The 23,932-nt window shown below is 73.3% G+C and carries 24 protein-coding genes; 11 read left to right on the top strand and 13 right to left on the bottom strand.

Annotated elements, in window-relative coordinates; genetic code table 11:
- Positions 1 to 13: 13 nt before the first annotated feature.
- The 8 genes from ABZ883_RS26010 to ABZ883_RS25975 form a co-directional block, all read right to left on the bottom strand.
- Positions 14 to 283: a DUF3099 domain-containing protein gene (locus tag ABZ883_RS26010; protein ID WP_360910043.1), complete on the bottom strand. Its 270-nt coding sequence runs from the start codon at positions 281 to 283 to the stop codon at positions 14 to 16.
- A gap of 76 nt (positions 284 to 359) precedes the next feature.
- Positions 360 to 650 (bottom strand): DUF1416 domain-containing protein, encoded by a 291-nt coding sequence (locus tag ABZ883_RS26005; protein WP_319663489.1) that lies wholly within the window; start codon positions 648 to 650, stop codon positions 360 to 362.
- A gap of 46 nt (positions 651 to 696) precedes the next feature.
- Positions 697 to 1,542 carry a sulfurtransferase gene (locus tag ABZ883_RS26000; RefSeq protein ID WP_360910041.1) on the bottom strand — a complete coding sequence of 282 codons (846 nt, stop codon included), beginning with the start codon at positions 1,540 to 1,542 and terminating at the stop codon, positions 697 to 699.
- 150 nt (positions 1,543 to 1,692) lie between these two features.
- Positions 1,693 to 1,773, bottom strand: coding sequence for a putative leader peptide (locus tag ABZ883_RS25995; RefSeq protein WP_360910367.1), 81 nt, complete (start codon positions 1,771 to 1,773; stop codon positions 1,693 to 1,695).
- Between the two features lie 160 nt (positions 1,774 to 1,933).
- On the bottom strand, positions 1,934 to 2,650 hold the full coding sequence (locus tag ABZ883_RS25990) for a DUF2993 domain-containing protein (RefSeq protein WP_360910039.1): 717 nt from the start codon (positions 2,648 to 2,650) through the stop codon (positions 1,934 to 1,936).
- 86 nt (positions 2,651 to 2,736) lie between these two features.
- Positions 2,737 to 3,651, bottom strand: a complete 915-nt coding sequence (locus ABZ883_RS25985; protein ID WP_360910037.1) for a hypothetical protein — start codon at positions 3,649 to 3,651, stop codon at positions 2,737 to 2,739.
- A gap of 4 nt (positions 3,652 to 3,655) precedes the next feature.
- A complete protein-coding gene (locus ABZ883_RS25980) occupies positions 3,656 to 3,919 on the bottom strand; it encodes a MoaD/ThiS family protein (RefSeq protein ID WP_360910035.1) in 264 nt (87 codons plus the stop codon).
- A gap of 86 nt (positions 3,920 to 4,005) precedes the next feature.
- Positions 4,006 to 4,830, bottom strand: a complete 825-nt coding sequence (locus tag ABZ883_RS25975) for an alpha/beta fold hydrolase (protein ID WP_360910033.1) — start codon at positions 4,828 to 4,830, stop codon at positions 4,006 to 4,008.
- 181 nt (positions 4,831 to 5,011) lie between these two features.
- On the opposite strand from ABZ883_RS25975, the gene ABZ883_RS25970 reads away from it, so the two are divergent.
- From ABZ883_RS25970 to ABZ883_RS25945, 6 genes are all read left to right on the top strand, one after another.
- The gene (locus ABZ883_RS25970) at positions 5,012 to 5,770 is read left to right on the top strand and encodes a response regulator transcription factor (RefSeq protein WP_360910031.1); all 759 of its coding nucleotides are present in this window, start codon (positions 5,012 to 5,014) and stop codon (positions 5,768 to 5,770) included.
- A 66-nt stretch (positions 5,771 to 5,836) separates the two neighbouring features.
- Positions 5,837 to 6,859: a LacI family DNA-binding transcriptional regulator gene (locus ABZ883_RS25965; RefSeq protein WP_360910029.1), complete on the top strand. Its 1,023-nt coding sequence runs from the start codon at positions 5,837 to 5,839 to the stop codon at positions 6,857 to 6,859.
- Between the two features lie 389 nt (positions 6,860 to 7,248).
- A complete protein-coding gene (locus tag ABZ883_RS25960) occupies positions 7,249 to 8,304 on the top strand; it encodes a trypsin-like peptidase domain-containing protein (RefSeq protein ID WP_360910027.1) in 1,056 nt (351 codons plus the stop codon).
- A gap of 28 nt (positions 8,305 to 8,332) precedes the next feature.
- Positions 8,333 to 8,518 carry a hypothetical protein gene (locus ABZ883_RS25955; RefSeq protein WP_360910026.1) on the top strand — a complete coding sequence of 62 codons (186 nt, stop codon included), beginning with the start codon at positions 8,333 to 8,335 and terminating at the stop codon, positions 8,516 to 8,518.
- Positions 8,519 to 8,613: 95 nt separating this feature from the next.
- Positions 8,614 to 9,354 (top strand): response regulator transcription factor, encoded by a 741-nt coding sequence (locus tag ABZ883_RS25950; protein ID WP_360910025.1) that lies wholly within the window; start codon positions 8,614 to 8,616, stop codon positions 9,352 to 9,354.
- Complete coding sequence (locus ABZ883_RS25945) at positions 9,354 to 10,772, top strand: HAMP domain-containing sensor histidine kinase (protein ID WP_360910022.1); 1,419 nt, start codon at positions 9,354 to 9,356, stop codon at positions 10,770 to 10,772. The genes ABZ883_RS25950 and ABZ883_RS25945 overlap by 1 nt, the downstream gene beginning before the upstream one ends.
- Positions 10,773 to 10,796: 24 nt before the next feature.
- On the opposite strand, the gene ABZ883_RS25940 is transcribed toward ABZ883_RS25945, so the two are convergent.
- The 5 genes from ABZ883_RS25940 to ABZ883_RS25920 all read right to left on the bottom strand — a co-directional run bounded on the left by ABZ883_RS25940 (position 10,797) and on the right by ABZ883_RS25920 (position 17,110).
- A complete protein-coding gene (locus ABZ883_RS25940; RefSeq protein WP_360910019.1) occupies positions 10,797 to 12,560 on the bottom strand; it encodes an RICIN domain-containing protein in 1,764 nt (587 codons plus the stop codon).
- Positions 12,561 to 12,709: 149 nt separating this feature from the next.
- Entirely contained in the window at positions 12,710 to 13,636 is a 927-nt protein-coding gene (locus ABZ883_RS25935) for a RimK family alpha-L-glutamate ligase (protein WP_360910017.1), read from the bottom strand.
- A gap of 16 nt (positions 13,637 to 13,652) precedes the next feature.
- Positions 13,653 to 14,840, bottom strand: coding sequence for a glutathionylspermidine synthase family protein (locus tag ABZ883_RS25930; protein WP_360910015.1), 1,188 nt, complete (start codon positions 14,838 to 14,840; stop codon positions 13,653 to 13,655).
- On the bottom strand, positions 14,840 to 15,133 hold the full coding sequence (locus tag ABZ883_RS25925; protein WP_360910014.1) for a hypothetical protein: 294 nt from the start codon (positions 15,131 to 15,133) through the stop codon (positions 14,840 to 14,842). Before ABZ883_RS25925 ends, ABZ883_RS25930 begins: the two co-directional genes overlap by 1 nt.
- Before the next feature lie 183 nt (positions 15,134 to 15,316).
- Positions 15,317 to 17,110: a bifunctional metallophosphatase/5'-nucleotidase gene (locus tag ABZ883_RS25920; protein ID WP_360910012.1), complete on the bottom strand. Its 1,794-nt coding sequence runs from the start codon at positions 17,108 to 17,110 to the stop codon at positions 15,317 to 15,319.
- A 193-nt stretch (positions 17,111 to 17,303) separates the two neighbouring features.
- Here ABZ883_RS25920 and ABZ883_RS25915 point away from each other — a divergent pair, with 193 nt between their 5' ends.
- The 5 genes from ABZ883_RS25915 to ABZ883_RS25895 all read left to right on the top strand — a co-directional run bounded on the left by ABZ883_RS25915 (position 17,304) and on the right by ABZ883_RS25895 (position 23,856).
- Complete coding sequence (locus tag ABZ883_RS25915; RefSeq protein ID WP_360910010.1) at positions 17,304 to 18,536, top strand: MFS transporter; 1,233 nt, start codon at positions 17,304 to 17,306, stop codon at positions 18,534 to 18,536.
- Positions 18,533 to 19,486 (top strand): mycothiol synthase, encoded by a 954-nt coding sequence (mshD, locus tag ABZ883_RS25910; protein ID WP_360910008.1) that lies wholly within the window; start codon positions 18,533 to 18,535, stop codon positions 19,484 to 19,486. Before ABZ883_RS25915 ends, mshD begins: the two co-directional genes overlap by 4 nt.
- A gap of 350 nt (positions 19,487 to 19,836) precedes the next feature.
- Positions 19,837 to 22,137 carry an RNA degradosome polyphosphate kinase gene (locus ABZ883_RS25905; protein ID WP_360910006.1) on the top strand — a complete coding sequence of 767 codons (2,301 nt, stop codon included), beginning with the start codon at positions 19,837 to 19,839 and terminating at the stop codon, positions 22,135 to 22,137.
- The gene (locus tag ABZ883_RS25900; protein WP_360910004.1) at positions 22,118 to 23,383 is read left to right on the top strand and encodes a CHAD domain-containing protein; all 1,266 of its coding nucleotides are present in this window, start codon (positions 22,118 to 22,120) and stop codon (positions 23,381 to 23,383) included. Before ABZ883_RS25905 ends, ABZ883_RS25900 begins: the two co-directional genes overlap by 20 nt.
- A gap of 47 nt (positions 23,384 to 23,430) precedes the next feature.
- Entirely contained in the window at positions 23,431 to 23,856 is a 426-nt protein-coding gene (locus ABZ883_RS25895) for an NUDIX hydrolase (RefSeq protein WP_360910002.1), read from the top strand.
- The last annotated feature ends 76 nt before the right edge of the window (positions 23,857 to 23,932 follow it).

Below are 23,932 nucleotides of genomic sequence, written 5' to 3'. Positions count from 1 at the left end.
CGCCTTCGGCGCCTCAGCGCTGGTCGCGGTGGTCGTCGCGGCGGTCGAGCTCGCGCCACCACTCGTCGGACTTGGGGTCACCGGTCTCGTCCCACCAGTGCTCGTCCGGGCCCCTGCGGTTGGCCACGATGGCCGCGACCGGCGGGATCAGCATCGCGACGACGCACATGCCGACGGCGACCGGCACCGACCACAGGCGCACCACGCTCCACGCCAGGACGAAGAGCAGGACGCACCCGCTCATCATGGCGAAGTACCAGCGGCGCCGACGCCTTGTGGACACCCTTCCAAAGTACGTCGCGAAGGGCCGCACCCCCACTCGGGTGGCGGTGCGGCCCTTCATCGGTTCGTTGCGCCGGTCAGACGGCGATGGCCACCTCGGTGAGGTTGCCCTGCTGCGCGACGACGGAGCGGTCCACGGTCGCGCCCGGCACGAGGGCGCGCAGCGTCCACGAGCCCGGGGCCGCGAAGAAGCGGAACTGCCCGGTCGCGGAGGTGGGGACCTCCGCGGTGAACTCGCCGCCGCCGTCCAGCAGCCGCACGTAGCCGGCGACGGGCTCGCCGTCGCGGGTCACGGAACCCTGGATGATCGTTTCCTTCGCCACGTCGACGCCGGCCAGATCGGGGCCGCCGGCCTTCGCTCCGCACATGGTGTCTTCCTTCGGGTCGGGGGTCGGGCGGGTCGTGGGTCGGGGGTTACTTGGCCGGGCCGAGCTCGATCGGCACGCCGACGAGCGAGCCGTACTCGGTCCAGGAGCCGTCGTAGTTCTTGACGTTCGGCTGGTCGAGCAGCTCGTGCAGGACGAACCAGGTGAGCGAGGAGCGCTCACCGATGCGGCAGAGCGCGATGGTGTCCTTGGCGAGGTCGACGCCCTCGTCCTCGTAGAGGGCCGTGAGCTCCTCGTCGGACTTGAAGGTGCCGTCGTCGTTGGCGTTCTTCGACCACGGGATGTTGCGGGAGGTCGGGATGTGGCCCGGCTTCTGCGACTGCTCCTGCGGGAGGTGGGCCGGGGCGAGCAGCTTGCCGGAGAACTCGTCGGGCGAGCGGACGTCGACCAGGTTGAGGTTGCCGATCGCGGCGACGACCTCGTCGCGGAAGGCGCGGATCGAGCTGTCCTGGGCCTTGGCCCGGTACTCGGTGGCCGGGCGGGCCGGGACCTCGGAGCCGTCGACCAGGTCGCGGGAGTCCAGTTCCCACTTCTTGCGGCCGCCGTCGAGCAGCTTGACGCCCTCGTGGCCGTAGAGCTTGAAGTACCAGTAGGCGTACGCCGCGAACCAGTTGTTGTTTCCGCCGTAGAGGACGACGGTGTCGTCGTTGGCGATGCCCTTGGCCGACAGCAGCTCCTCGAAGCCGGCCTGGTCGACGAAGTCGCGGCGCACCGGGTCCTGGAGGTCCTTCTTCCAGTCGATGCGGACGGCGTTCTTGATGTGGTTCTTGTCGTAGGCCGACGTGTCCTCGTCGACCTCGACGATGACCACCTTCGGGTCGTCGATGTGGGCCTGGACCCAGTCGGCGTCCACCAGGACGTCACTGCGGCTCATTGCTGATCTCCTCCGGGGCAGTAGCGGATGTCTCGGCACACGGACGGGTGCGCAGGGGGGCCGGGCAGCGCCGGACGGGGCGCGTCGCGGCAATGCGCGGGGCGGGGGGGGCGGGGCGGGAGACGGCGCCGGACGACGGCGCGGAAGCCCCTACGGGATGCGACAGAGCATGGCGGCGACACGGCACAGGTCGACTGCCCGCCGCTTCGTGAGATCCGCCTGTCGCTTCATGTGCTCGATCGTAGGGAAGGGATCGGGCGGATGTCACCGCCGGTCCGCATCACGAGATGAGATTGTCCACATGGCGGGACGGTAAGGAGATGCCCGGCATCCCGGGCGGAGCCGGGACCGGGCGCCTGGCGCGAGGGACTGCGGAGCGGACGCCGTCGTCTCAGTTGGCGAGAACGACCTTCGTGCCGGTCGCCTCGACGGTGATGCCCTCGGGCGTGGCGGTGACCGACTTCAGCTCGATGCCCTCCGGCAGCCCGCTCAGCGCCCGCGTGAAGTCGATCCGCTCCCGGATCAGGTCCCCCACCTCCGAGGGCAGGGCGTCCAGGCCGGGGATCTGGCCGGCGGTCAGCTTGATGCTGTTCTTGCCGTCGACGACGCCGATCTCGCTCACCACGCTGCGCTGTACGTCGCCGATCGGCGTGGAGATGTCGACGCCGACCTTCACCTGGCCCTTGCCGTCGGAGGAGGTGCCGCCGTAGCTGACCTTCACCCCGCTCGGCGCGCCCTTGCTCAGGTTCTCGTAGCTGACGGTGGCGGAGCCGGTCGCGGTGTCGGCCACCGCGCTGGAGAAGCCGTTCGACATGCGCACGCCGTGCAGATCGGCCTGGAAGCGGTCGACCCGCAGCGTCTCGCCGCCGGTGCCGGTCGTCTGGATGCCGGTCGCCGTCACCACCACCTCGTCGAGCTTCTTGCCGAGCACCTGGGTCAGGAACGGGAAGCCCTTGATGTCGACGTCGGGCGTCGAGGTCAGGCCCTGGGTCTGCTGGGCGCGGTCGGCGGCCTCGGACTCCGCGAAGTGCACCGCGACGCGGTCGGCCGCGACGAAGAGGGCGCCGAGTATCACGACGACGACGAGCAGAATCCGCAGTGCACGCATGAGGGGTCCCCCGCAGTGATGTGTACGTGTCCGTGAGTCCGGTCCGGCAACAAACACCGCCGGTGCCGCCGCACGACCCTAACGGGTCAGCCCAGCAGTGCCCTGGCCATCACGTAGACGGCGGGGGCTGCCGCGGTGAGCGGCAGGGCGACACCCGCCGTGAAGTGCACGAACCGGGACGGGAAGTCGTAGCTGGCCACCCGCAGGCCGATCAGCGCGCACACCCCGGCGACCAGCGCGATCAGCGCCCCGTCCGGCGTCTCCAGGCGTGCGAGGGCGATCCCGCTGCCCGTGGCGGCGGCGAGGGCGACCAGCACCGACACCACACCCGGCAGCGGCAGCGCGCGCGCCAGGGTCGCCACGCCCACGGCGACGACGGCGGTCACGACCGCGTCCTCGCCCGCCGGGACGGCTGTGGCCGCCAGGAAGCCCGTGGCCAGCACGGTGATCAGCGTGGAGGCGGCGGTGGCGGTGAGCGAGGACAGCCGCTCCTCGGGCGTCCCGTGGTGGCGCAGGTGCATGACGAGCACGAACAGCAGCCACACGCCGAGCGTGCCGATGATGACGGCCGGCGCGTTGTCGGCCCCGTCCACCAGCACCGCGACCTCGGCCGTGACTCCCGCCAGGAACGCCAGCGCGATGCCCTGCCGGGCGGGCCACATGCCGTTGAGGCGGAACCAGCCGGCCGCGGTCACCGCCTGGAGCAGCACGGCCGCGGCGGCCAGCGCGGGGCGGCCGAGCAGGGCGCCGCCGGCCAGCAGCAGCGCGAAGACCGCGGTCAGGGCGGCGGGCTGCATGCCGGGCGCGATGATGGGGGACCCGGTGCGGTCCACGGGCGTACGGCCGGCCTGACGGCGCCGGGCGGCCCGGCCGCCGGGGGCGGGCGCGGGGGCCGCGGTGCCCTCGCCGCCGACGGGCGGGAGGACGGCCGTGCTGTCGTGCGTGGTGTGCGCCGGCATGGGGCCTGGGCCCGGGGCGTACCAGTCGTGGTTGTCGGTCACGCGCTCATCCTCCCGCGAACGGCGGGAGCACCTCGACCGTGCCGCCGTCGGCCAGCTCGATACCGGAATGATCCCGGGTGCCGACGGGGTTCCCGTCGACGAGGAACGAACAGTTGGACAACACCCGGGCGAACTCCGGGCGCGCCGCGTGGCGCTCGCGCGCGGCGGTCAGCGCCTCGGCGAGCGTGCCCTCGGCGTACGGCTCCTCGGCGGCGCCGGCGGCGGCCTTGGCCGCGGCCCAGTACCGGATCGTGCCGTGTGCCGCCATGGCGGCTCCTTCCCCTTGCCCTCGCGGGTCCTGCCGCCGTCCATGATGACGCAGCGCCGCGCGGCGCCGGCGCCGCGGGTCGCCCGCTACGGCACGCGGGCCGCCGCCCAGGCCGCGATGCGGCGCAGGAGCTCCTCCGGGGCGGCGTTCTCGGCGTGGCCGAAGCCGGGTTCGATCCACAGTTCGGCCGCGTCGCCGGCCGCCTCCGCCAGGGAGAGGGGGTGGTCGAGCGGGAAGTAGCCGTCCTGGTCGCCGTGGACGAGGAGCAGCGGGGTGGGCCGGATGAAGGGGACGGCCTCCACCGGGGGGACGGGGACGGGGTTCCAGTCCCGGTCGTGGATGCGGGTGCCGAGCAGGCCGCGGGAGAGCAGGCGTCCGGCGGGCCGGGTGATGGCCCAGTGCACCCGTCGCATGGGCGCCGTGCCGCGGTAGTACCAGCGCGCGGGCGAGCTCACGGAGATGACGGCATCAACGTGCGCCCCTTCGTGCGCCGTTGTGCGCCCCGCGTGCCGCAGCACCACGGAACCGCCCATGGAGAAGCCGACGGACACCACGCGCCGGTGCCCCGCGCGCCGCGCCCAGCGGACCGCCGCGTCGAGGTCGAGCACTTCCCGGTCGCCCACCGTCGAGCGCCCGCCGGACCGCCCGTGGCCGCGGAAGGAGAAGGTGACCACCCCGCCGACGCCGTCCACCTGCCCGAAGATCTCCGCCGCGCGCCGCACCGCGGGCCGTTCCAGGGCGCCGGTGAAGCCGTGCGCGACGACGACCGCGAAGCCGTCCGCGGTCCCTCCGGGCGCGTAGGCGGCGTCGATACGGACCCCGTCCTCGGTCAACAGCACCGCTCGCCGGCCACCGTGGGCGAACGGCGGGACACACGAACGCTCAGCGCGGGACTCACTCACCGACTCCATGTGGGCTATTCTCTTAGGTCAAGAGGATCCGGGCAGCGTCGCCCCCGGGTCCTTTCGTGCTTTCCGGGCCGTCCCGGAGGGCGCACGTCGGTGCACGCAGACGTCCTCGCCGGGACCGAGGAGGGTTCGCAATGGGGAAGCGGAACACGCATGACCGGACGATGAACGACGGGAGCGGCCGGTGAGCTCACTTCTTCTGCTGACCAACGCACTCCAGCCGAGCACCGAGGTGCTCCCGGCACTCGGGCTGCTGCTGCACAGCGTCCGGGTCGCCCCCGCCGAGGGGCCGGCGCTGGTGGACACGCCGGGCGCCGACGTGATCCTGATCGACGGCCGGCGCGACCTGCCGCAGGTCCGCTCGCTGTGCCAGCTGCTGCGCTCCACCGGGCCGGGCTGCCCGCTGGTCCTGGTGGTCACCGAGGGCGGACTGGCCGCCGTCACCGCCGACTGGGGCATCGACGACGTGCTGCTGGACACCGCGGGCCCCGCCGAGGTCGAGGCCCGGCTGCGGCTGGCGATGGGCCGGCAGCAGATCACCGTCGACGACGGCCCGGCGGAGATCCGCAACGGCGACCTGTCGGTGGACGAGGCGACGTACAGCGCCAAGCTCAAGGGCAGGGTCCTGGACCTGACCTTCAAGGAGTTCGAGCTGCTGAAGTACCTGGCCCAGCACCCCGGCCGGGTCTTCACCCGGGCCCAGCTGCTGCAGGAGGTCTGGGGCTACGACTACTTCGGCGGCACGCGCACGGTCGACGTCCACGTCCGGCGGCTGCGGGCCAAGCTCGGCCCCGAGCACGACTCGCTGATCGGCACGGTCCGCAACGTCGGCTACCGCTTCGTCACCCCCGAGAAGGGCGACCGGTCGCAGGACGGGGAGTCCGCACAGGGGCAGGAACACGCGTCCGCGGAGGCCGCCGCCCTGTCCGCGCGCAACACCTGATCACACCCGGGTCACGGCTGTGAGCAGACAGTGGGAGGCGCGGGTGGACCCGCGTAGAGTTGCCCCGTGGCAAAGGTGACGCGGGACGATGTGGCCAGGCTTGCGGGGACGTCGACCGCGGTCGTCAGCTACGTCATCAACAACGGACCACGGCCGGTGGCACCGGCGACGCGGGAACGCGTGCAGGCGGCCATCAAGCAGCTCGGTTACCGCCCGGACCGGGTGGCCCAGGCGATGGCCAGCCGCCGGACGGACCTGATAGGACTCATCGTGCCGGACGCGCGGCAGCCCTTCTTCGCGGAGATGGCGCACGCCGTGGAACGGGCGGCGGCCGAGCGCGGCAAGATGGTGCTGGTCGGCAACTCCGACTACCTCGACGAGCGCGAGGTCCACTACCTGCGGGCCTTCCTCGGCATGCGGGTGTCCGGGCTGATCCTCATCTCGCAGGGCCCGAGCGAGCACGCCGCCATCGAGATAGACGCCTGGGACGCGAAGGTCGTGCTGCTGCACCGCCGGCCGGAGGCGATCGACGACGTCGCGGTCGTGACGGACGACGTCGGCGGTGCGCAGCTGGCGACGCGGCACCTGCTGGAGCACGGGCACGAGTACGTCGCCTGCCTCGGCGGTACCGAGATCACCCCGAAGTCCGGCGACCCCGTCACCGACCACGTCGAGGGCTGGCGGCGGGCGATGCAGGAGGCCGGGCGGAGCGTCGAGGGCCGCCTGTTCTCCGCCCCGTACAACCGCTACGACGCCTACAAGGTCGGCCTGGAGCTGCTGGCCCGGCCCGGCCGCCCGACGGCGATCATCTGCGCGACGGACGACCAGGCCATCGGGCTGCTGCGGGCCGCGCGCGAGCTGCGGATCGACGTGCCGGGAGAGCTGGCCGTGGCCGGGTTCGACGACGTCAAGGAGGCGGGTCTGACCGATCCGCCGCTGACCACGGTCGCCTCGGACCGCGAGGCGATGGCGCGCGCGGCGGTGGACCTGGTGCTGGACGACGGGCTGCGGGTCGCCGGTTCGCGGCGGGAGCGGCTGCGGCAGTTCCCGTCCCGGCTGGTCGTGCGGCGCAGCTGCGGCTGCCACTAGGGCCTGTTTCGAAAGTCCCTCCCCCAGCTACCGCTGGGAGGTGCCCCCATCCCGCGACGCCTGGCACGGCACCTCGCTGCGTTGTCGAATCGTCCGAGTAGCCCACTACGAGGACGACTCTCCGCCTTGCGATGCACCGCACCTGGGGGTACCCCCAGCGGTAGCTGGGGGAGCCGCGGGACCCGCCCTCCGGGCGGCCGACGCTACTTTCGAAACAGGCCCTAGGACGCGTTCACCGCGTTCCCGCAGGTCGGCGGGGGCGCGGCCGCCCCTCCGAGCGCACCGCGCTGACCTGCGCGTTCCTTTCTTATATCGGGCATACGGAACTCTGCCCCGGTTCTCAGGGCACGCTCAGGGAGCTCTCATCTTCAGGGCGCACAGTCGTTGTCATGAACGAGAACTCCTCGCCCGACAGCGGCGCAGACGAGCACCGGAACGGTCCCGCGGCCTTCCCGCCGCCCCCGCCCTACGAGCCGCAGGCGTCCGCGTTCGGGACGTACCCGTACGGCGCCCCCGCCCCGGCGGGGCCCGCGGCCCGGCGGCCCCGGCGGACGGTACCGCTGGTGGCCACCGTGGCGCTGGTCTCGGCGCTGGTCGGCGGGGGGACGGCGGTCCTGATCGGGAACGCCACCGCCTCGCAGACCGCGACGACCTCGACCCGCGTCGTCGGCACGAGCGCGACGGGCACCAGCAGCGTCGCCTCCGTCGCCGCGGCCGTGAGCCCCAGCATCGTGGAGGTCAGCGCCACCTCGGGCTCCGGTGAGTCGACCGGCTCGGGGGTGATCGTCACCAGCGGCGGCGAGATCATCACCAACAACCACGTCATCGCGGGCGCGGACGCCGTCAAGGTCACCTTCAGCTCCGGGAAGTCCGCCACCGCGAAGGTGGTCGGCACCGACAGCTCCAAGGACCTGGCCCTGCTGGAGGCCGAGGACGTCAGCGGTCTGACCCCGGCGGCGCTGGGCGACTCCCGGCAGGTCGCGGTGGGCGACGAGGTCGTGGCCATCGGTTCCCCCGAGGGCCTGACCGGCACGGTCACCAGCGGCATCGTCTCCGCGCTGGACCGCGATGTCACGGTCGCCGCCGACGAGGGCCAGGGGCAGAGCCAGCGGCAGCGCCGCGGCTTCGGCAGCAGCAACGGCGACGACGGCGACAGCCGGTGGCCGTTCGAGTTCGGCGGCGGCCGGTACAACGGCGACGTCGGCTCGTCCACCACCACGTACAAGGCGATCCAGACCGACGCCTCGCTGAACCCCGGCAATTCCGGTGGCGCCCTGATCAACATGAACGGCGAGATCATCGGCATCAACTCGGCGATGTACTCGTCCAGTTCGTCCTCGGCCGGCGACAGCACTGCCGGCAGCATCGGCCTCGGGTTCGCGATCCCCGTCAACACCGTCAAGGCCGACCTCGACACCCTGCGCAACGGCGGCAGCGACAGCTGACCGCTCCCTCCCGAAGGGACGGACCGTCATGAACGTCATCCTCAGCACCGCCCTGCACCCCGCCGGCATCCCCGCCGGCCCCGCGGACCTCGCGCTGATCCACTTCCCGGCCCCGGCGCCGCGGGAGCCCGAGATCGCCGCCAACCGCCGGTACGCCCGCCGGTACGCGCGCCGCTCGCGTGCCGCACACCGTCTGGCCCTCGTGCAAGGCTAGGAAAGGCACACAAAGGCGGCAGCACCGCACGAGCACCCGCACCACAGGCACCGCACCCCGGTCCCGGACCACTCCCTGCACGAGGTGGAAGACGCATGAGCCCCGGCGAGAACGGCGAGGCCCCGGCCCGCATCCTGATCGTGGACGACGAGCCCGCGGTCCGTGAGGCACTGAAGCGGAGCCTCGCCTTCGAGGGCTACGAGACCGCACTCGCCGAGGACGGCCTGGCGGCACTCGACCAGGTGGACCTCTGCCGGCCGGACGCCATCGTCCTGGACGTGCTGATGCCGCGGATGGACGGCCTCACCACCGCCCGCCGCCTGCGGTCCACCGGCACCACCACCCCGATCCTCATGCTCACCGCCCGCGACACCGTCGGCGACCGCGTCACCGGCCTCGACGCCGGGGCCGACGACTACCTCGTCAAGCCCTTCGAGCTCGACGAACTCCTCGCCCGCCTGCGGGCGCTGCTGCGGCGCAGCTCGTACGCCTCCGGCACGTCCGGCGGCGCCGGCGCCGAGGAGAGCGCGCTGACCTTCGGGGACCTGCGCATGGACACCGCCACCCGCGAGGTCACCCGGGCCGGGCAGCCGGTGGAGCTGACCCGCACCGAGTACACGCTGCTGGAGATGTTCCTCGCGCACCCGCGCCAGGTGCTCACCCGGGAGCAGATCCTCAAGGCCGTGTGGGGCTTCGACTTCGAGCCGAGCTCCAACTCCCTGGACGTGTACGTCATGTACCTGCGCCGCAAGACCGAGGCCGGCGGCCTCCCCCGGCTCGTCCACACCGTCCGGGGCGTGGGCTACGTGCTGCGCAACGCGGAGGGCAAGGGCTGATGCGCCACGTGGTGCGCTTCCGCTCCCTGCCGCTGCGGTCACGGCTGGCGATCCTGACGGCGGTGGCGGTCGCGGCGGCGGTCACCGCCAGCGCGCTGCTGTGCTGGTTCTTCGTCCGCGGCACCCTCATGAACTCGCTGGACAACTCGCTGCGCGACAACCGGATGCCCCCGCAGCGCGTCGTCGACCAGCTGCGCGCGGGACGGTGCACGACCGAACCGCCCGCCTCCGACGACCAGGCGCCCAACCCGTTCAACTCCACCGTCCAGGTCGTCTCGCGGACCGGCGCCAGCTGCGTCATCCAGGGCTCCCAGTCGCTGCACGTCACCGGGGCGGACACCGATGTGGCCAAGGGGACGCTGCGGGAGGCCCTGCACACGGTGACCGGCTCCGACGGCAACCAGTACCGCGCCGTGACGCTGCCGCTGCTCAACACCGACGGGGCCTACACGGTGGCCCGCCCGCTGAGCGAGGTCAACGAGTCGCTGAACACCCTGGGCCTGGTACTGCTGGCCGTCGGCGGCCTGGGGGTGATCGGCGCCAGTGTCGCCGGCCTCGCGGTCGCCCGCGCGGGGCTGAAGCCGGTGGACCGGCTCACCCGTACCGTCGAGCACATCGCGCGCACCGAGGACCTGAGCGTCCGCATCCCCGTGCACGGTGACGACGAGATCGCGCGCCTGTCGGCCTCCTTCAACGCGATGACGGCCGCGCTGTCCTCCTCCCAGGAGCTGCAGCAGCAGCTGATCGCCGACGCCGGCCACGAACTGCGCACCCCGCTGACCTCGCTGCGCACCAACATCGAGCTGCTGGAACGCAGCGAGATGACCGGCAGGGCGCTGCCGCCGCAGGACCGGCGGGAGCTGCTGAGTTCGGTGAAGGCCCAGATGGGCGAGCTGGCGGCGCTCATCGGGGACCTCCAGGAGCTGTCCCGCCCGCAGGTGGTGCAGGGCGGCGGGCCGCTGCAGACGGTGGCGTTCCACGAGGAGGTGGAGGCCGCCCTGGAGCGGGCCCGGCTGCGCACCGGCCCGGACCTGAAGATCACGGCCGAACTGGCGCCGTGGTACGTCCGCGCGGAGCCCGGCGCCCTGGAGCGGGCCGTGATCAACCTGCTCGACAACGCGGTGAAGTTCAGCCCGCCGGCCGGGACGGTCGAAGTGGCCCTGCACGGCGGTGAGCTGACCGTCCGCGACCACGGCCCCGGCGTGCCGCCCGAGGACCTGCCGCACGTCTTCGAGCGCTTCTGGCGCTCCACGTCCGCGCGCAGCCTGCCGGGCTCGGGGCTCGGCCTGTCCATCGTGGCCCGCACCGTGGAGCAGTCGGACGGCACCGTTCGCCTCCGGCCCGCGAGCGGTGGCGGCACCACGGCGGTGGTCTACCTCCCGGGCGGGCCGATCCCGCCGGCTGTGGACGGGACCTGACCGGTCCTCACCACCGCGTCGGCCCTAACCGGCCTGCCAGCGCTGGTCGGTGGCGGCGCTCACCGGCATGAACGAGAGTGTCGCGCCCGGTGTGCCGCCGTCGGGGACCGCGGCGACCCCGAGGTCGATCTGCGGGCGGATGCGGCCGAGGCTGTCGACGAGGAAGAACAGGTTCTCGGCGTGCCGGCCGTCGGCGGACGAGCAGCGCCAGACGCCGAGACCCCGGTCGGTGTCGCCGCGGGAGTCGAGGCAGTAGTCGTCGTCGCCGGCGTTGCGCAGCACGCCCTGGGACTCCACCCGCCACCGCTGGGTGGCGGAATCGGGGTCGCAGCCGGCGAGGATGACGTCCGAGCCGTTGGAGAAGTCCTCGTCGCGCACGTCCAGGCACAGGCCGGAGTCGCTGTTGACGACCTGGGCGAAGCTGCTGCCGGGCGGCTTCGGTGCGGGGGCCGAGGTGTGCGCCGCCGGGACGCGGTACGTCGCCGTGCCGCTCGGCGTCCCCGGCGCCGAGGGCACCGAGGTCCCGGCCGCACCGCTCGCGGGCGGGCCGGTGACCGTGGCGGTCGCGGTCGCCGTGGCCGTCGCGGTCTGCGTCACGGTGACGGAGGCCGACGGGAAGGCCGACGGCGGTGGAAGGGCCTGGCCGCCCGCCGGGGTGTCGTCGCCGGCGGCGTACACCAGGCCGGTGACGGCCGCGACGGCGGCGCCTGCCAGCAGGAGCGTGATCAGCGCCGCCGGGTAGTGGGCGCGGAGCAGTTCGGGCCGGGTCAACCGTGTCAGCCGGGTCAACCGGGTCAACCGGGTCAGCGGACCCGGTCGCGGCTTGCGGCGGGAGGCCCGCCCCGGCCGCACGAGGCGGACCAGCACGGTGACGGGGCCCGGCCGCGGCTTGCGGCGGGAGAGCGGCGCGGGCGCGGCCGGCGGGGCGGAGGGCGGCGCGGGCGCGGCGAGCGCCGCGAGGTAGGCGGGACCCGCCCACGCGACCAGGGCCGTGCCGAGCAGCGGCCGCGGTTCGCGCTCCAGCACGATGAGGAACTCCAGGGCCTTGGCGCAGTCCGCGCACCCGGCGAGGTGCCGCTCCAGGTCCTCGTTCTGCCGCGCGTCGTCGCGGCGGGCGGCGGCGTCCAGGATGCGGCCGTAGCCGCGGCACGCGGGGTCCTCGGCGCGCTCCAGGTAGGTGCGCAGGTAGGACTCGCGGTAGGCGTCCAGCGCCCGGACCGCGAGGTCGGCCAGTTCGGAGCGGCGCTCCCCGGTCCACAGCGCCGCGTCGGCCTCCGGTGTCCGTTCGACGACGGTGTGCCAGAGGATGCCCTGCGTGCTCTGCCGCAGCGCGGCGAAGGCGCCGAACAGCGCGGAGCCCTCGGCCAGCCGGTGCCGCGGGTGGACGGGGACGCCGGGCAGGCCGGGCGGGGCGGCCGCGGTGTCGCGGGTGCGGATCACGTCGATGAAGGCGGCGTACTCCCGGTCCAGCCGGACCCGCCGGCTGCCCGCGGCCCAGACCGCGCCCGCCTGGTGGACGAGCATGAGCAGCCGGTGCCGCCACGCGCCGCGCGGGTCGACCCCGCGGTGCACCTCCTGCCAGGCCAACGCGAAGGCCTGGGCCGCCAGTTGACCGGCGGACTCCTCGTCGCGGGCGCACAGCCTGGCGTAGTGGAGTACCGCGGGAAGGTGACGGCGGCGCAGTTCCTCGGTCGCCGGGTAGGCGGTCGGCGCGCCGGCCCGCACGCGCTCGGTGAGCGCGGCGTCGGACAACTCGTCGTAGACGGGCGCCTTGTGCGGTTGGGACACGGATGACCACCCGGACGCATTGATGGGCCTGGAGGGACGGGGGTGCCCATGGTGCGCCACAAGTTACTGCCGAGGAAAGTGTTTCCGGTGGTAACCACCCGCCGCGGGAAGGGCGGACGGGAAATCCCGTACCCACCGCTGCCGGGGCGTCACCCTGTGCTCGGCGTCCCGCGCGTCAGCCGCGCGGCGCACGCGGCGGTGACGGCCGGCGCCACCTCCGCCATCGCCTCCGTCCAGCCCACGTTGGCGTTGACCTCGCACAGCACGAAGTCCCCGTCCGGCAGGAAGAGCAGGTCCACTCCCGCGACGGCGAGCCCGAGCACCTCGGCCGCGCGCACGGCCAGCGCCTCGGCCCGGGGGTGGCGGCCGAGGACTTGCGTCGCGGTGCCGCCCCGGGCGAGGTTGGAGGTGAGACCGGTGCCGTCGCCGGTACGGGTCTGGGCCGCCACGGCCCGCCCGTCGACGACCACCACGCGCAGGTCTCGGCCGTGCGAGTGGGCGACGTACTCCTGGAAGAGGTACGGCGTCTCGTGGCGCAGGCTGCCCTGGACGTCCCGCAGCATCGCGGTGTCCGGGGCGAGGAAGACCCGCCGTCCGCGGTGCCCGCGCACCGCCTTGACCACACACGGTTCCGGCACCATGCCCGGGGCGTCGATCACCGCCTCCAGCGGGGCGTCGGCGTAGCTGAGCGTGTCCGGCACCGGCAGCCCGGCGAGGGCGAGTTGCTGGAGCTGCCAGACCTTGTTGACGCAGGCCATGACGGAGTCGATGGGGTTGACCAGGACCGCGCCCAGGGCCTCCAGGTGGCGCAGCAGCGTGATCTCGCGGTCGGCGCCCAGGCCCGGGGACATCATGCGGGCCAGGACGACCCGGGGGGCCGCGACGGGCGTGCCGTCGAGGGCGTGCAGCGTCAGCCGGCCGGTTCGGACGCCGAGCAGCAGGTCGGCGGTGCGGACGACGGCGCAGCGCGGGCCGAACTCCTCGGCGAGGGCGGCCCGCAGCCGCGCGGCCACCGGGCTCTCCTCGACGCCGTGGCCGAGCAGCAGCCACACATCGGCGCGGGGTGTTCCGGTCACCGTCTCAGCGTCCCCGTCAGTTGATGACATGCGGCAGGAAGCGGGCGTACTCGTCGGTGACCGGGCCCGCCGACTCGCGGATGCCGAGCCCGGCGGGCTCGCCGTCCACGACCCAGGCGCCCAGCACGACATGGTTGCCGTCGAAGACGGGCAGCGGGGCCAGTTCCTGGTAGCAGCAGGGCTCGTCGTCCCGTACGGCCGGGGGCTCCCCGGCGCCGTGCACGGTGACGCCCGCGCCCTCGCGGCCCAGCAGCGGCTTGGCGACCCAGCCGGTCGTGGCGGCCATGTCGCGCGGGCCGTCGAGGTACGCGGCAAGCAGGTTGGGGTGGCCGGGGTAGAGCTCCCACAGCACGGCCAGCAGCGCCTTGTTGGACAGCAGCATCTTCCAGGCGGGCTCGATCCAGCAGGTGCTGCCGGTGCCGCCGCCGTTGTCGAGGGTGTCCAGGACATGGCCGCCGAACGGGTCGTCGGCCAGCCACTCCCAGGGGTAGAGCTTGAAGCAGCTGCGGATGAAGCCGAGCCGGTCGTCGACGAAGCGCCGCGACAGCCCGTCCCAGCCGATCGCCTCCACCGACAGGGCGCGGGTCTCCAGCCCGGCCTGCTCGGCGGTCTCGCGCAGGTAGGCCACCGTCATCAGGTCCTCGCCGAGCTCGTCGCCCTCGGAGTGCGCGAAGTGCACGGGCCCGGGCGGCAGCAGGGGGGCCTGCCGCTTCCATGCGGCGACCAGCCGTTCGTGCAGGGAGTTCCACTGGTCGGCGCCGGGGAACAGGTCCTCCATCCAGAACCACTGGGCGCTGGCCGCCTCCACCAGGGAGGTGGGGGTGTCGGCGTTGTACTCCAGCAGTTTGGCCGGGCCTCCGGCGCCGTCGTGGCGCAGGTCGAAGCGTCCGTAGAGGCTGGGCAGTTCGCTCCTGCGGTGCCAGGACTCGGCGATCCGGGCGGCCAGCCGGGGGTCGTGGATGCCGAGGTCGGCGAAGCGGTCCCGCTCGACGATGTGCGCGGCGGCGGCCAGGCACATCGCGTGCAGTTCCGCGACGGCCGCCTCCAGTTCCTCGACCTCGGGCAGCGAGAACTCGTAGTAGGCGCTCTCGTCCCAGTAGGGCCGGAGCGTCCCGTCGGGGTGCCGGGTCAGCGGGTAGACGACGCCCTGGTCCTCCACGATCCGCTGCCAGTCGGGGCGGGGTTCGGCGGTGCGGCGGCGCATCAGCCGCCGCCGGAGCGGTGGCCCGAGCCGTGGCCGCCGAAGCCGCCGGTCTTCACGGACGACTCGTCGAAGCTGCCGCCCCGCGCCTTGCCGCCGCGGACACTGCCGCCGTAGTAGTAGTGCCCGCTGCCGCCGTTCTCGCACTGCGACGCCGGCAGGGTCTTGTACGTGTTCGGGTCCACGCAGCGCTTGTCGGGCTCCGAGCCGCAGGCGGCCAGTGCCGCGGCGAGCACGCCCATGCCCCCGAGGATCACCGTCCCCGACCTGAACCGCCGTCGCTCCGTCGTCGTCATGCGCACAGGGTATGGAGATGTGCCGGTCCCCGGGCCACCGGGGTCGGCGTCGCGGGACGCGCCGGGGCCGGGAAGCCGGTCCCCCGGTGCGGTCCGGGCCCCGCCCGGTGTCACCCGCAAGAAGGGGCGGCCGTCCGGTGGACGGCCGCCCCTTCGCGGGAACCGGCTGCGGTGCGTTGCCGGTTACTGGACGATCGTGATCCGGTTCGCCGCCGGGGCCGCCAGCGGCGCGGAGGCCGTGGAGTTGGCGGTCAGGTAGGCGTTCAGGGCCGCCAGGTCGTCGCCGCCGACGACCTGGTTGGTGCCGTTGGCCAGCTCGCCGAAGCCGTCACCGCCGCCCGCGAGGAAGTTGTTCATCGCGACGCGGTAGGTGGCCGCCGGGTCGATCGGGACGCCGCCCAGCTTGACCGAGCCGGCGACGACGCGGTCGGCGCCGGTCTTGGTGAGGTCCAGCGTGTAGGTGAGGCCGGCGGAGATCTGCAGGATCTTCGGCGCGGCGGCGTTGGCGCCGCTCACCTGCTGCTGCAGCACGGTGATCAGCTGGGCGCCGGTGAGGTCCTTCAGGTTGACCGTGTTGCTGAACGGCTGGACGGCGAAGCCCTCGGCGTAGGTGACCACGCCGTCGCCCTCGGAGCCGGAGGCCTTGTGGACCAGGTCGGTGCGGATGCCGCCGGGGTTCATCAGGGCCAGGTCGGTGCCGGGGTCCAGGGTCCTGCCGTAGGCCAGCTGCGCGTCGGCGATGAGGTCGCCGAGCGGCGACTCGCTGCCGTTGCGGGTGATGTCCTGGGAGATCCAGCCGACGGTCCGGTTGGCGACCGGGGCGGCCAGCGTCTGCCAGTGGCTGACGAGCTGGGTCAGGTCCGCGGCCTTGTTCTGGGTGCGGTTCACGACGTGGTTGGAGCCGACGACGGAGGCGCGGACGATGTCGTCCGTGCGCTTGTCGAACTTCATGTTCAGCTCGGTGTAGAGCCGGCCGAAGGAGGCGGCGCTGGTGACCAGGCGGTCGTTGCCCTTGGGGTCAGGGATGGTGCACACGTACGCGTTGTGGGTGTGCCCCGTGATCAGCGCGTCGACGTCGGCCGAGGTGTTCCTGGCGATGTCGACGATCGGGCCGGACAGGCCCTTGCCGTCACCGCCCGCGTCGCAGTCGTAGTTGTAGGAGCCGGAGGCCGGGAAGCCGCCCTCGTGCACCAGGGCGACGATCGCGTTGACGCCCTTGGACTTGAGCTCCTTGGAGTACTTGTTGATCGTCTCGACCTCGTCGAGGAACTTCAGGCCCTTGACGCCCTCGGCGGTGACGATGTCCGGCGTGCTCTCCAGGGTGACGCCGATGAAGCCGACCTTGATGCCCTTGATGTGCTCGATGGTGTACGGCGCGAGCAGCGGCTTGCCGGTCTTCTCGTTGACGACGTTCGCCGACAGGATCGGGTAGTCGGCGCCCTTGAACTTGCGGCCCTTCTCGTAGCAGCCGTCCTTCGGGTGGCAGCCGCCCTTCTGCAGGCGGAGCAGCTCGTCCTTGCCCTCGTCGAACTCGTGGTTGCCCACGCCCGTGACGTCCAGGCCCAGCTTGTTCATGGCCTCGATGGTCGGCTCGTCGTGGAACAGGCCCGACAGCAGCGGGCTGGCGCCGACGATGTCACCGGCCGCGACGGTCACCGTGCGCTTGTGGCCCACGCGGGCGCTGCGCAGGCTGGAGGCCAGGTACTCCACGCCGCCGGCGTCGATGGTCTTGGTGGTGCCGTCCGCCTGGAGCTCGGTGACCCGGCCGGAGGAGCCGGCCGGGGGCTCCAGGTTGCCGTGGAAGTCGTTGATGGCCAGCATCTGGAGGTCCACGGTGCGGTCGCGCTCCGCACTGTGCCGGGATTCGTGGGCCTGGGCCGACGGCATCGCGATGGCGAGCGCGCCGATCGCCACCAGGCCCGCGGCCGCCGCCGTGGCCTTGCGGGCGGCGAAGCGCCGGGGATGGTTCGCAGACATGGGTGAGTCCCCTTAGACGTAAGCGAAAGGTAAAGAGAGGGGAGAACCTGCCGCAGCCTAGGGTCAACGCGCGTAGTTGTCAGTGGCTTTGCGGTTACGAGGAGATTGCCACTGTCCGGGACATGCCGCGCGGTGGGCAATGTCGTCTCACATTTCGAAAGCATCTGTCTCACCATTCAGTCGAGGAGCATAGTTGCGTCCACCACCGACCGAGGAGGTGCACGCCATGCGCCGCCGCTGGCTGATGCTGGCCCTGGGCACCGCGGCACAGACCGCCGCCTGCGCTTTCGTCTACGGAATCCCCTATCTGGCCGCCGCGCTGCGCGACTCCGGGCATCTGTCGCTGCCCCGCGTCGGCCTGCTCATCGCCTGTCCCACCGTAGGCCTGGTGGCCGCCCTCGTCGCCTGGGGAGCCCTCGCCGACCGCCACGGCGAGCGCGTCGTCATCGCCACCGGACTGGGCGGTGCCGGCGTGCTGCTGGCGGTCACCTCCGCCGTGACGGCCGCCGGCGGCGGCACCGTCGCGCTCGGCGCGCTGCTCGTCCTCGCCGGAGCGGCGGCCGCCTCGGTGTACTCCGCGAGCGGGCGCCTGGTCATGGGCTGGTTCACCGCCGGGGAACGCGGCCTGGCCATGGGCATCCGGCAGACCTCCACCCCGCTCGGCATGGGCGTGGCCGCGCTGACCATGCCGCCCCTCGCCGCCGCGTACGGCATCCGCGGCGCCTTCGGCTTCCTGGCCGCGGTGTGCGCGCTCGTCGCCACGGCCGTCGCCGTCCTGGCCGCCGACCCGGCGCGCCCGGAAGGGGCCGGCGCGACGGCGGAACCCGCCGCCAACCCCTACCGCGGCTCGTCGGCGCTGTGGCGGATCCACGGCGCCGGCGCCCTGCTGGTCGTGCCGCAGTTCACGGCGGGCGCCTTCGCGCTCGTCCTGCTCGTCGACACCCGCGGCTGGACCGCGGTGGACGCGGGCCGGCTGATCGCCGCCGCGCAGGTGCTGGGCGCGGCCACCCGCATCGCCGCGGGCCGCTGGTCGGACCGGGCCGGCAGCCGGCTGCGCCCGATGCGGCAACTGGCCGTGGCCACCGCGGCCGTGGTCGCCGCCGCCGCGTTCACCGCGGCCTTCCCCTCGCCCCTGACCGCCGTCGCGCTGGTGCTGGCGGTCGGCATCACCGCCAGCACCAACGGCCTGTCCTTCACCGCCACCGCGGAACGCGCCGGGCCCGCCTGGTCCGGCCGCGCCCTCGGCGTCCACAACACCGGCCAGAACCTCACCGCCGCCGTCGTCCCGCCGCTGAGCGCGGCCGTGATCTCCGCCACCGGCTACTGGCCCGCCCTGGCCGCCGCCGCGGCCGTGGCGTGCGGCGCGGCGATGGTCGTCCCGGTGGAGTCCCCGGGGAGGCGAGCGGTCGTAAGCTCAGTTCCATGACCGACGCAGCAGCGCAGCAGACCGCGGTGGGCCCCCGCCGGATCGACACGGTGACCGAGCTGACACCGCAGACGGCCGACGCGGTACTGGCGCTGATCGAGGACTCCGCGGAGTCCGACGGCCAGGCCGCGGTCTCCGAGCAGGGCCGCATCCACCTGCGCGGCGGCGCCCGCGAGGGCGTCCGCCACCTGCTCGTCGAGGCCGACGGCACTCTGGTCGGATACGCGCAGCTGGAGGACACCGACCCCGTCGAGGCCCCCGCCGCCGAGATGGTCATCCACCCCGACCACCGGCTCCGGGGCCACGGCCGCGCCCTCGGGCACGCGCTGCTCGCCGCCTCCGGCAAACGGCTGCGGGTGTGGGCGCACGGTGGCCACCCCGCCGCGCGGCACCTGGCCGGGCTGCTCGGCCTCTCCCTCTTCCGTGAGCTGCGTCAGATGCGCCGCCCGCTGGACGGCGCCGTGGAGGGCGCGGACGGCCCGCCGCTGGCCGAGCCGGTGCTGCCGGAGGGCGTCACCGTGCGCCCCTTCGTGCCCGGCCAGGACGACGCCGCGTGGCTCGCGGTCAACGCCGCGGCCTTCGCCCACCACCCCGAACAGGGCAGCCTCACCCAGCGCGACCTCGACGACCGCAAGGCCGAGCCCTGGTTCGACCCCGCCGGATTCTTCCTGGCCTTCCGCGGCGACCGGCTCGCCGGCTTCCACTGGACCAAGGTCCACGCCCAGCAGGGCCTGGGCGAGGTCTACGTCCTCGGCATCCACCCCGACGAGCAGGGCGGTGGCCTCGGCCGCGCCCTCACCCTGATCGGGCTCCGCCACCTCGCGCGGGACCGCGCGCTGCCCACGGCGATGCTCTACGTGGACGCCGACAACGCGCCCGCCGTCGCCGTCTACGAGCGCCTCGGCTTCACCACCCACGAGGTCGACCTGATGTACCGCACGGAAAGCTGAACGGGCGAAGGACAAAGCGGGGCGAAGGGGCAGGCCCCCGGCTCGTGCCGACGGGACCGCGGCGGCGCCCGTCCGGCTCCCCGCCGGGCTCCCGCACACCCCTCGGGGACGGTGACGCGGTCACGGCCGGTACGGACGGCGCTTCCCTTACCGCCACCTGACCGTTACCGGTGATTCAGACTCGCTTGCAAGCATCACTGAATGCAGCCGCCCGCCGCACCCTCCCGTACCCTCCCCGACCTGCCGGTATGCGCCAGGTCCGGGGACAATGGGGGCATGGCCGGCGGTCGGGTTCCGTGCACCGCCGTCCACGTGAACGACGTGCCGGAACCGGAGGAGGGCTCGCATCCATGGCCTCGATGAAACACCCCACCAACGCGGGGACCGACCGGTCCGGTTCCGGGAGCGCCACGCCCGCGTCCTCCGAGTCCGACGCCTCTCCCGCGTACGGCCGGCCGCACGTGGTGCCGCCGCTGCACCCCGAGATCACCCGCATGGACGCCCGGCAGCGGACCTCCGACGAGAGCGGCACGGCCCCCGGGGTGGGGACCGTCCTGGAGAAACCCGCGCCGGAGCGCCCCGAGCTTCCCGCGGACCGCTTCCTGGACCGCGAGCAGAGCTGGCTGGCCTTCAACGAGCGGGTGCTGGAGCTCGCCGAGGACCCCGCGACGCCGCTGCTGGAGCGCGCCAACTTCCTCGCGATCTTCGCGAGCAACCTGGACGAGTTCTTCATGGTCCGGGTCGCCGGGCTGAAGCGCCGCATCACCACCGGAGTGGCCCAGCGCTCGGCCTCCGGCCTGTCGCCGAGCCGGGTGCTGGACAACATCCTGACCCGCTCCCGTGAGCTCATGGCCCGGCACGCCGCCTGCTTCCAGAACGACGTGGCCCCGCAGCTGGCCGCGGAGGACATCCACATCATCCGGTGGAGCGACCTCACCGAGCAGGAGCAGGCCCGGCTGTTCACGCTCTTCCGCAACAAGATCTTCCCGGTGCTGACCCCGCTGGCCGTCGATCCGGCGCACCCGTTCCCGTACATCTCCGGCCTGTCCCTGAACCTGGCCGTCACCGTGCGGAACCCGGTCTCCGGCCACGACCACTTCGCCCGTGTCAAGGTCCCGCCGATCCTGTCCCGCTTCCTCGAGGCCGGCCCGCAGCGCTTCGTCCCGCTCGAGGACGTCATCGCCGCGCATCTGGAGGAGCTGTTCCCGGGCATGGAGGTGCTCGACCACCACATGTTCCGGGTGACCCGGAACGAGGACCTGGAGGTGGAGGAGGACGACACCGAGAACCTCCTCCAGGCCCTGGAGAAGGAACTGCTGCGCCGCCGCTTCGGCCCGCCGGTCCGCCTGGAGGTCGAGGAGTCGATCTCCACCAAGGCGCTGGACACCCTGGTCCAGGAGCTGAACATCGCGGACGCGGAGGTCTACCCGCTGCCCGGCCCGCTCGACCTGACCGGGCTGTTCGCCGTCGCGGGCCAGGACCGGCCGGAGCTGAAGTACCCCAAGTTCGTCGGCGGCACCCACCCGGACCTGGCGGAGGTCGAGTCCGCGCACGCCACCGACGTCTTCGCGGCGCTGCGCGAGCGCGACGTGCTGCTCCACCACCCGTACAACTCCTTCTCCACCTCCGTGCAGCGCTTCCTGGAGCAGGCCGCCCAGGACCCCGACGTGCTGGCGATCAAGCAGACGCTCTACCGCACCTCCGGCGACTCGCCGATCGTGGACGCCCTGATCGACGCCGCCGAGGCCGGCAAGCAGGTGCTGGTGCTCGTCGAGATCAAGGCGCGCTTCGACGAGCAGGCCAACATCAAGTGGGCCCGCAAGCTGGAGGAGGCCGGCTGCCACGTCGTCTACGGCCTGGTCGGCCTGAAGACGCACTGCAAGCTGTCGCTGGTGGTCCGCCAGGAGGGCGAGAACCTGCGGCGCTACAGCCACGTCGGCACCGGCAACTACCACCCCAAGACGGCGCGGCTCTACGAGGACCTGGGCCTGCTCACCGCGGACCCGCAGGTCGGCGCGGACCTCTCCCACCTGTTCAACCGGCTGTCCGGCTACTCGCGCCGCGAGTCCTACAACCGGCTGCTGGTGGCGCCGCGCAGCCTGCGCGACGGGTTGATAGAGCGCATCCTCGGAGAGATCGCCAAGCACCGCGAGGGCCGGCCGGCCTACATCCGCATCAAGGTCAACTCGATGGTCGACGAGGCGGTCATCGACGCCCTCTACCAGGCCTCCATGGCGGGCGTGCCCGTCGACATCTGGGTGCGCGGCATCTGTGCGCTGCGCCCCGGTGTCCCGGGCCTGTCGGACAACATCCGCGTGCGCAGCGTGCTCGGCCGCTTCCTCGAGCACTCCCGGGTCTTCATCTTCGCCAACGGCGGCGACCCGCAAGTGTGGCTCGGCAGCGCCGACATGATGCACCGCAACCTCGACCGCCGGATCGAGGCGCTGGTCCGGGTCTCCGACGCCGCCCACTGCGCCTCCCTGAACCGCTTGCTGGAGACCGGCACCTCGGACGAGACCTCGTCCTGGTGGCTCGGCCCCGACGGGGAGTGGACCCGGCACAGCACCGACGCCGAAGGGCGTCCGCTGCCCCATATCCAGGAGATGCTCATCGACGCGCGGAGGCGCCGGCGTGGCCCAGCGACACCCTGACACGGCGGCAGAGACGCCCGTCGGCCTCACCGCCGACGGGCTCCCCGGCCGTGACGCCGGCACCGTGCTCGAACAGTACTTGCGCGACCAGGCCACCGGCTTCCTGCGCGCCCTGACCGCACGCGAGGGCGAGCCCGGCCGCCCTCAGGACGACAGCGCCGAGGCGGGCCGGCTCATGCGCCGCTCCGCGCGCCGCATCGCCGGCGCGCTGCACACGTACGGGACGCTGACCGACCCGGCCTGGTCGGAGCCGCTGCGGGCCGAACTCGGCTGGCTGTCCGGCACCCTGGGCCGCGAGCACCAGTACGCGGCACGCCTGACCCGGCTGATCACCGCGCTGCAGCGGCTCGCCTCCGCCGAGGAGGCAGCGGGCGCGGCCGGTCAGGCCGACGACGATCTGGGGCTGTGGCTCCCGGCGCCGGGCGAGGGCCCCGCCGCGAACCGCCCCGGGACCGCGGCCGAGTCGGCCCCCGCCGACCGCAAGAACGGCACCGGCTCCGCGGAAGCACTCCGCGAGACCCCGGCACGCGCCGTCGAAGGCACCGAGGCACTGGCCGGTGCGGCTCGCGCCACCACCGGGCGGCGCACCCCCGCACCCTCCCCCGCCGCCGCCGAACGCGGGACCGGCACGGGCCCGCTGGCCGTGGGCGCCGCCCGCGCCGGCGCCCTGCTGGAGCGGCAGCTCACCCTGGCCCGGACCCGGGCGCACTCCGCCGCGCTCCAGGCGGTGGGTTCCTCCCGCTTCCACGCCGTGGTCGACGCGGTGGCGCTGCTCGCCTCCGAGGTGCCGCTGACCCCCGCGGCGCACGAACCCGCCGAGGCCGTCCTGCCGTTGCTGGCCGAGCAGGCGCACACCCGGCTGAACGAGGCGGCCGCGGATCTCGCGCTGGCGCGCGCCCGGCACCCGTACAACGCCGACGCGCTCTACGGCGCCCTGGCCACCGAGCAGGTGTCGGAGCGTCAGGACGCACCCTGGAACCGGGTCCGTGTGCTGCTGCGGCTGCGCCGCTACGCGCAGGAGGTCCTGCCGTTCGACGACACGGACCCCACCGCCCGGTTCGCCGCGGCGGCCCGGGTGCTGGAGCAGCACCGTGAGGCCGCGGAGGCGGCGGCGGCGGTCACGGCCGCGGCACGCACCCCGCGGATCGCCCCGGCGACGGCCTACGCGCTGGGTGTCCTCCACGCCGACCAGCGCCTGGAGGTCGAGGCCGCCCGCTACGCCTTCGCCCACCTGTGGAGCCGTTAGCCACGACCCGCGTTCGCGCCGCGTCGCAGCACGAAGGGAGCGCCGCCATGACCGCCACCGCCGACACGCCGATCCTGGCCGCGGGGGCCGTCCTGTGGCGCCGCTCCCCGGTGGACGGCGGCCTGGAGATCGCGCTGGTGCACCGGCCCAAGTACGACGACTGGTCGCTCCCCAAGGGCAAGCTCAAGCGCGGTGAGACGGCGGTGGACGGCGCCCGCCGCGAGGTCAAGGAGGAGACGGGCCTCGACTGCGTGCTCGGGGTGCCGCTGCCGTCGTCGATGTACGCCGTGGACGGGCGCCCCAAGGTGGTCCGTTACTGGGCCGCCGAGGCGGGCGCGGGTGCCTTCGTCCCGAATCGCGAGGTGGACCGGATGATCTGGCTGCCGCCGGTCGCGGCACGTCACCGCCTCACTCATGAGCGTGATCTCCCGGTGGTCGACGCCTTCCTGCGGAGCCCGGCCGACGGACAATAGGCGCGGTTCATGACGTGTCCCCGGTCACAGGGGCATACCGCACTGATATGCGAGGTTCACCCTGCGTTCACTCTGC

This window comes from Streptomyces sp. NPDC046977 (assembly GCF_040644455.1).
GTDB lineage: Bacteria > Actinomycetota > Actinomycetes > Streptomycetales > Streptomycetaceae > Actinacidiphila.
The sequence above is the reverse complement of the archived record's forward strand: the minus strand, read 5'-3'. Positions and strand labels throughout refer to the sequence as shown.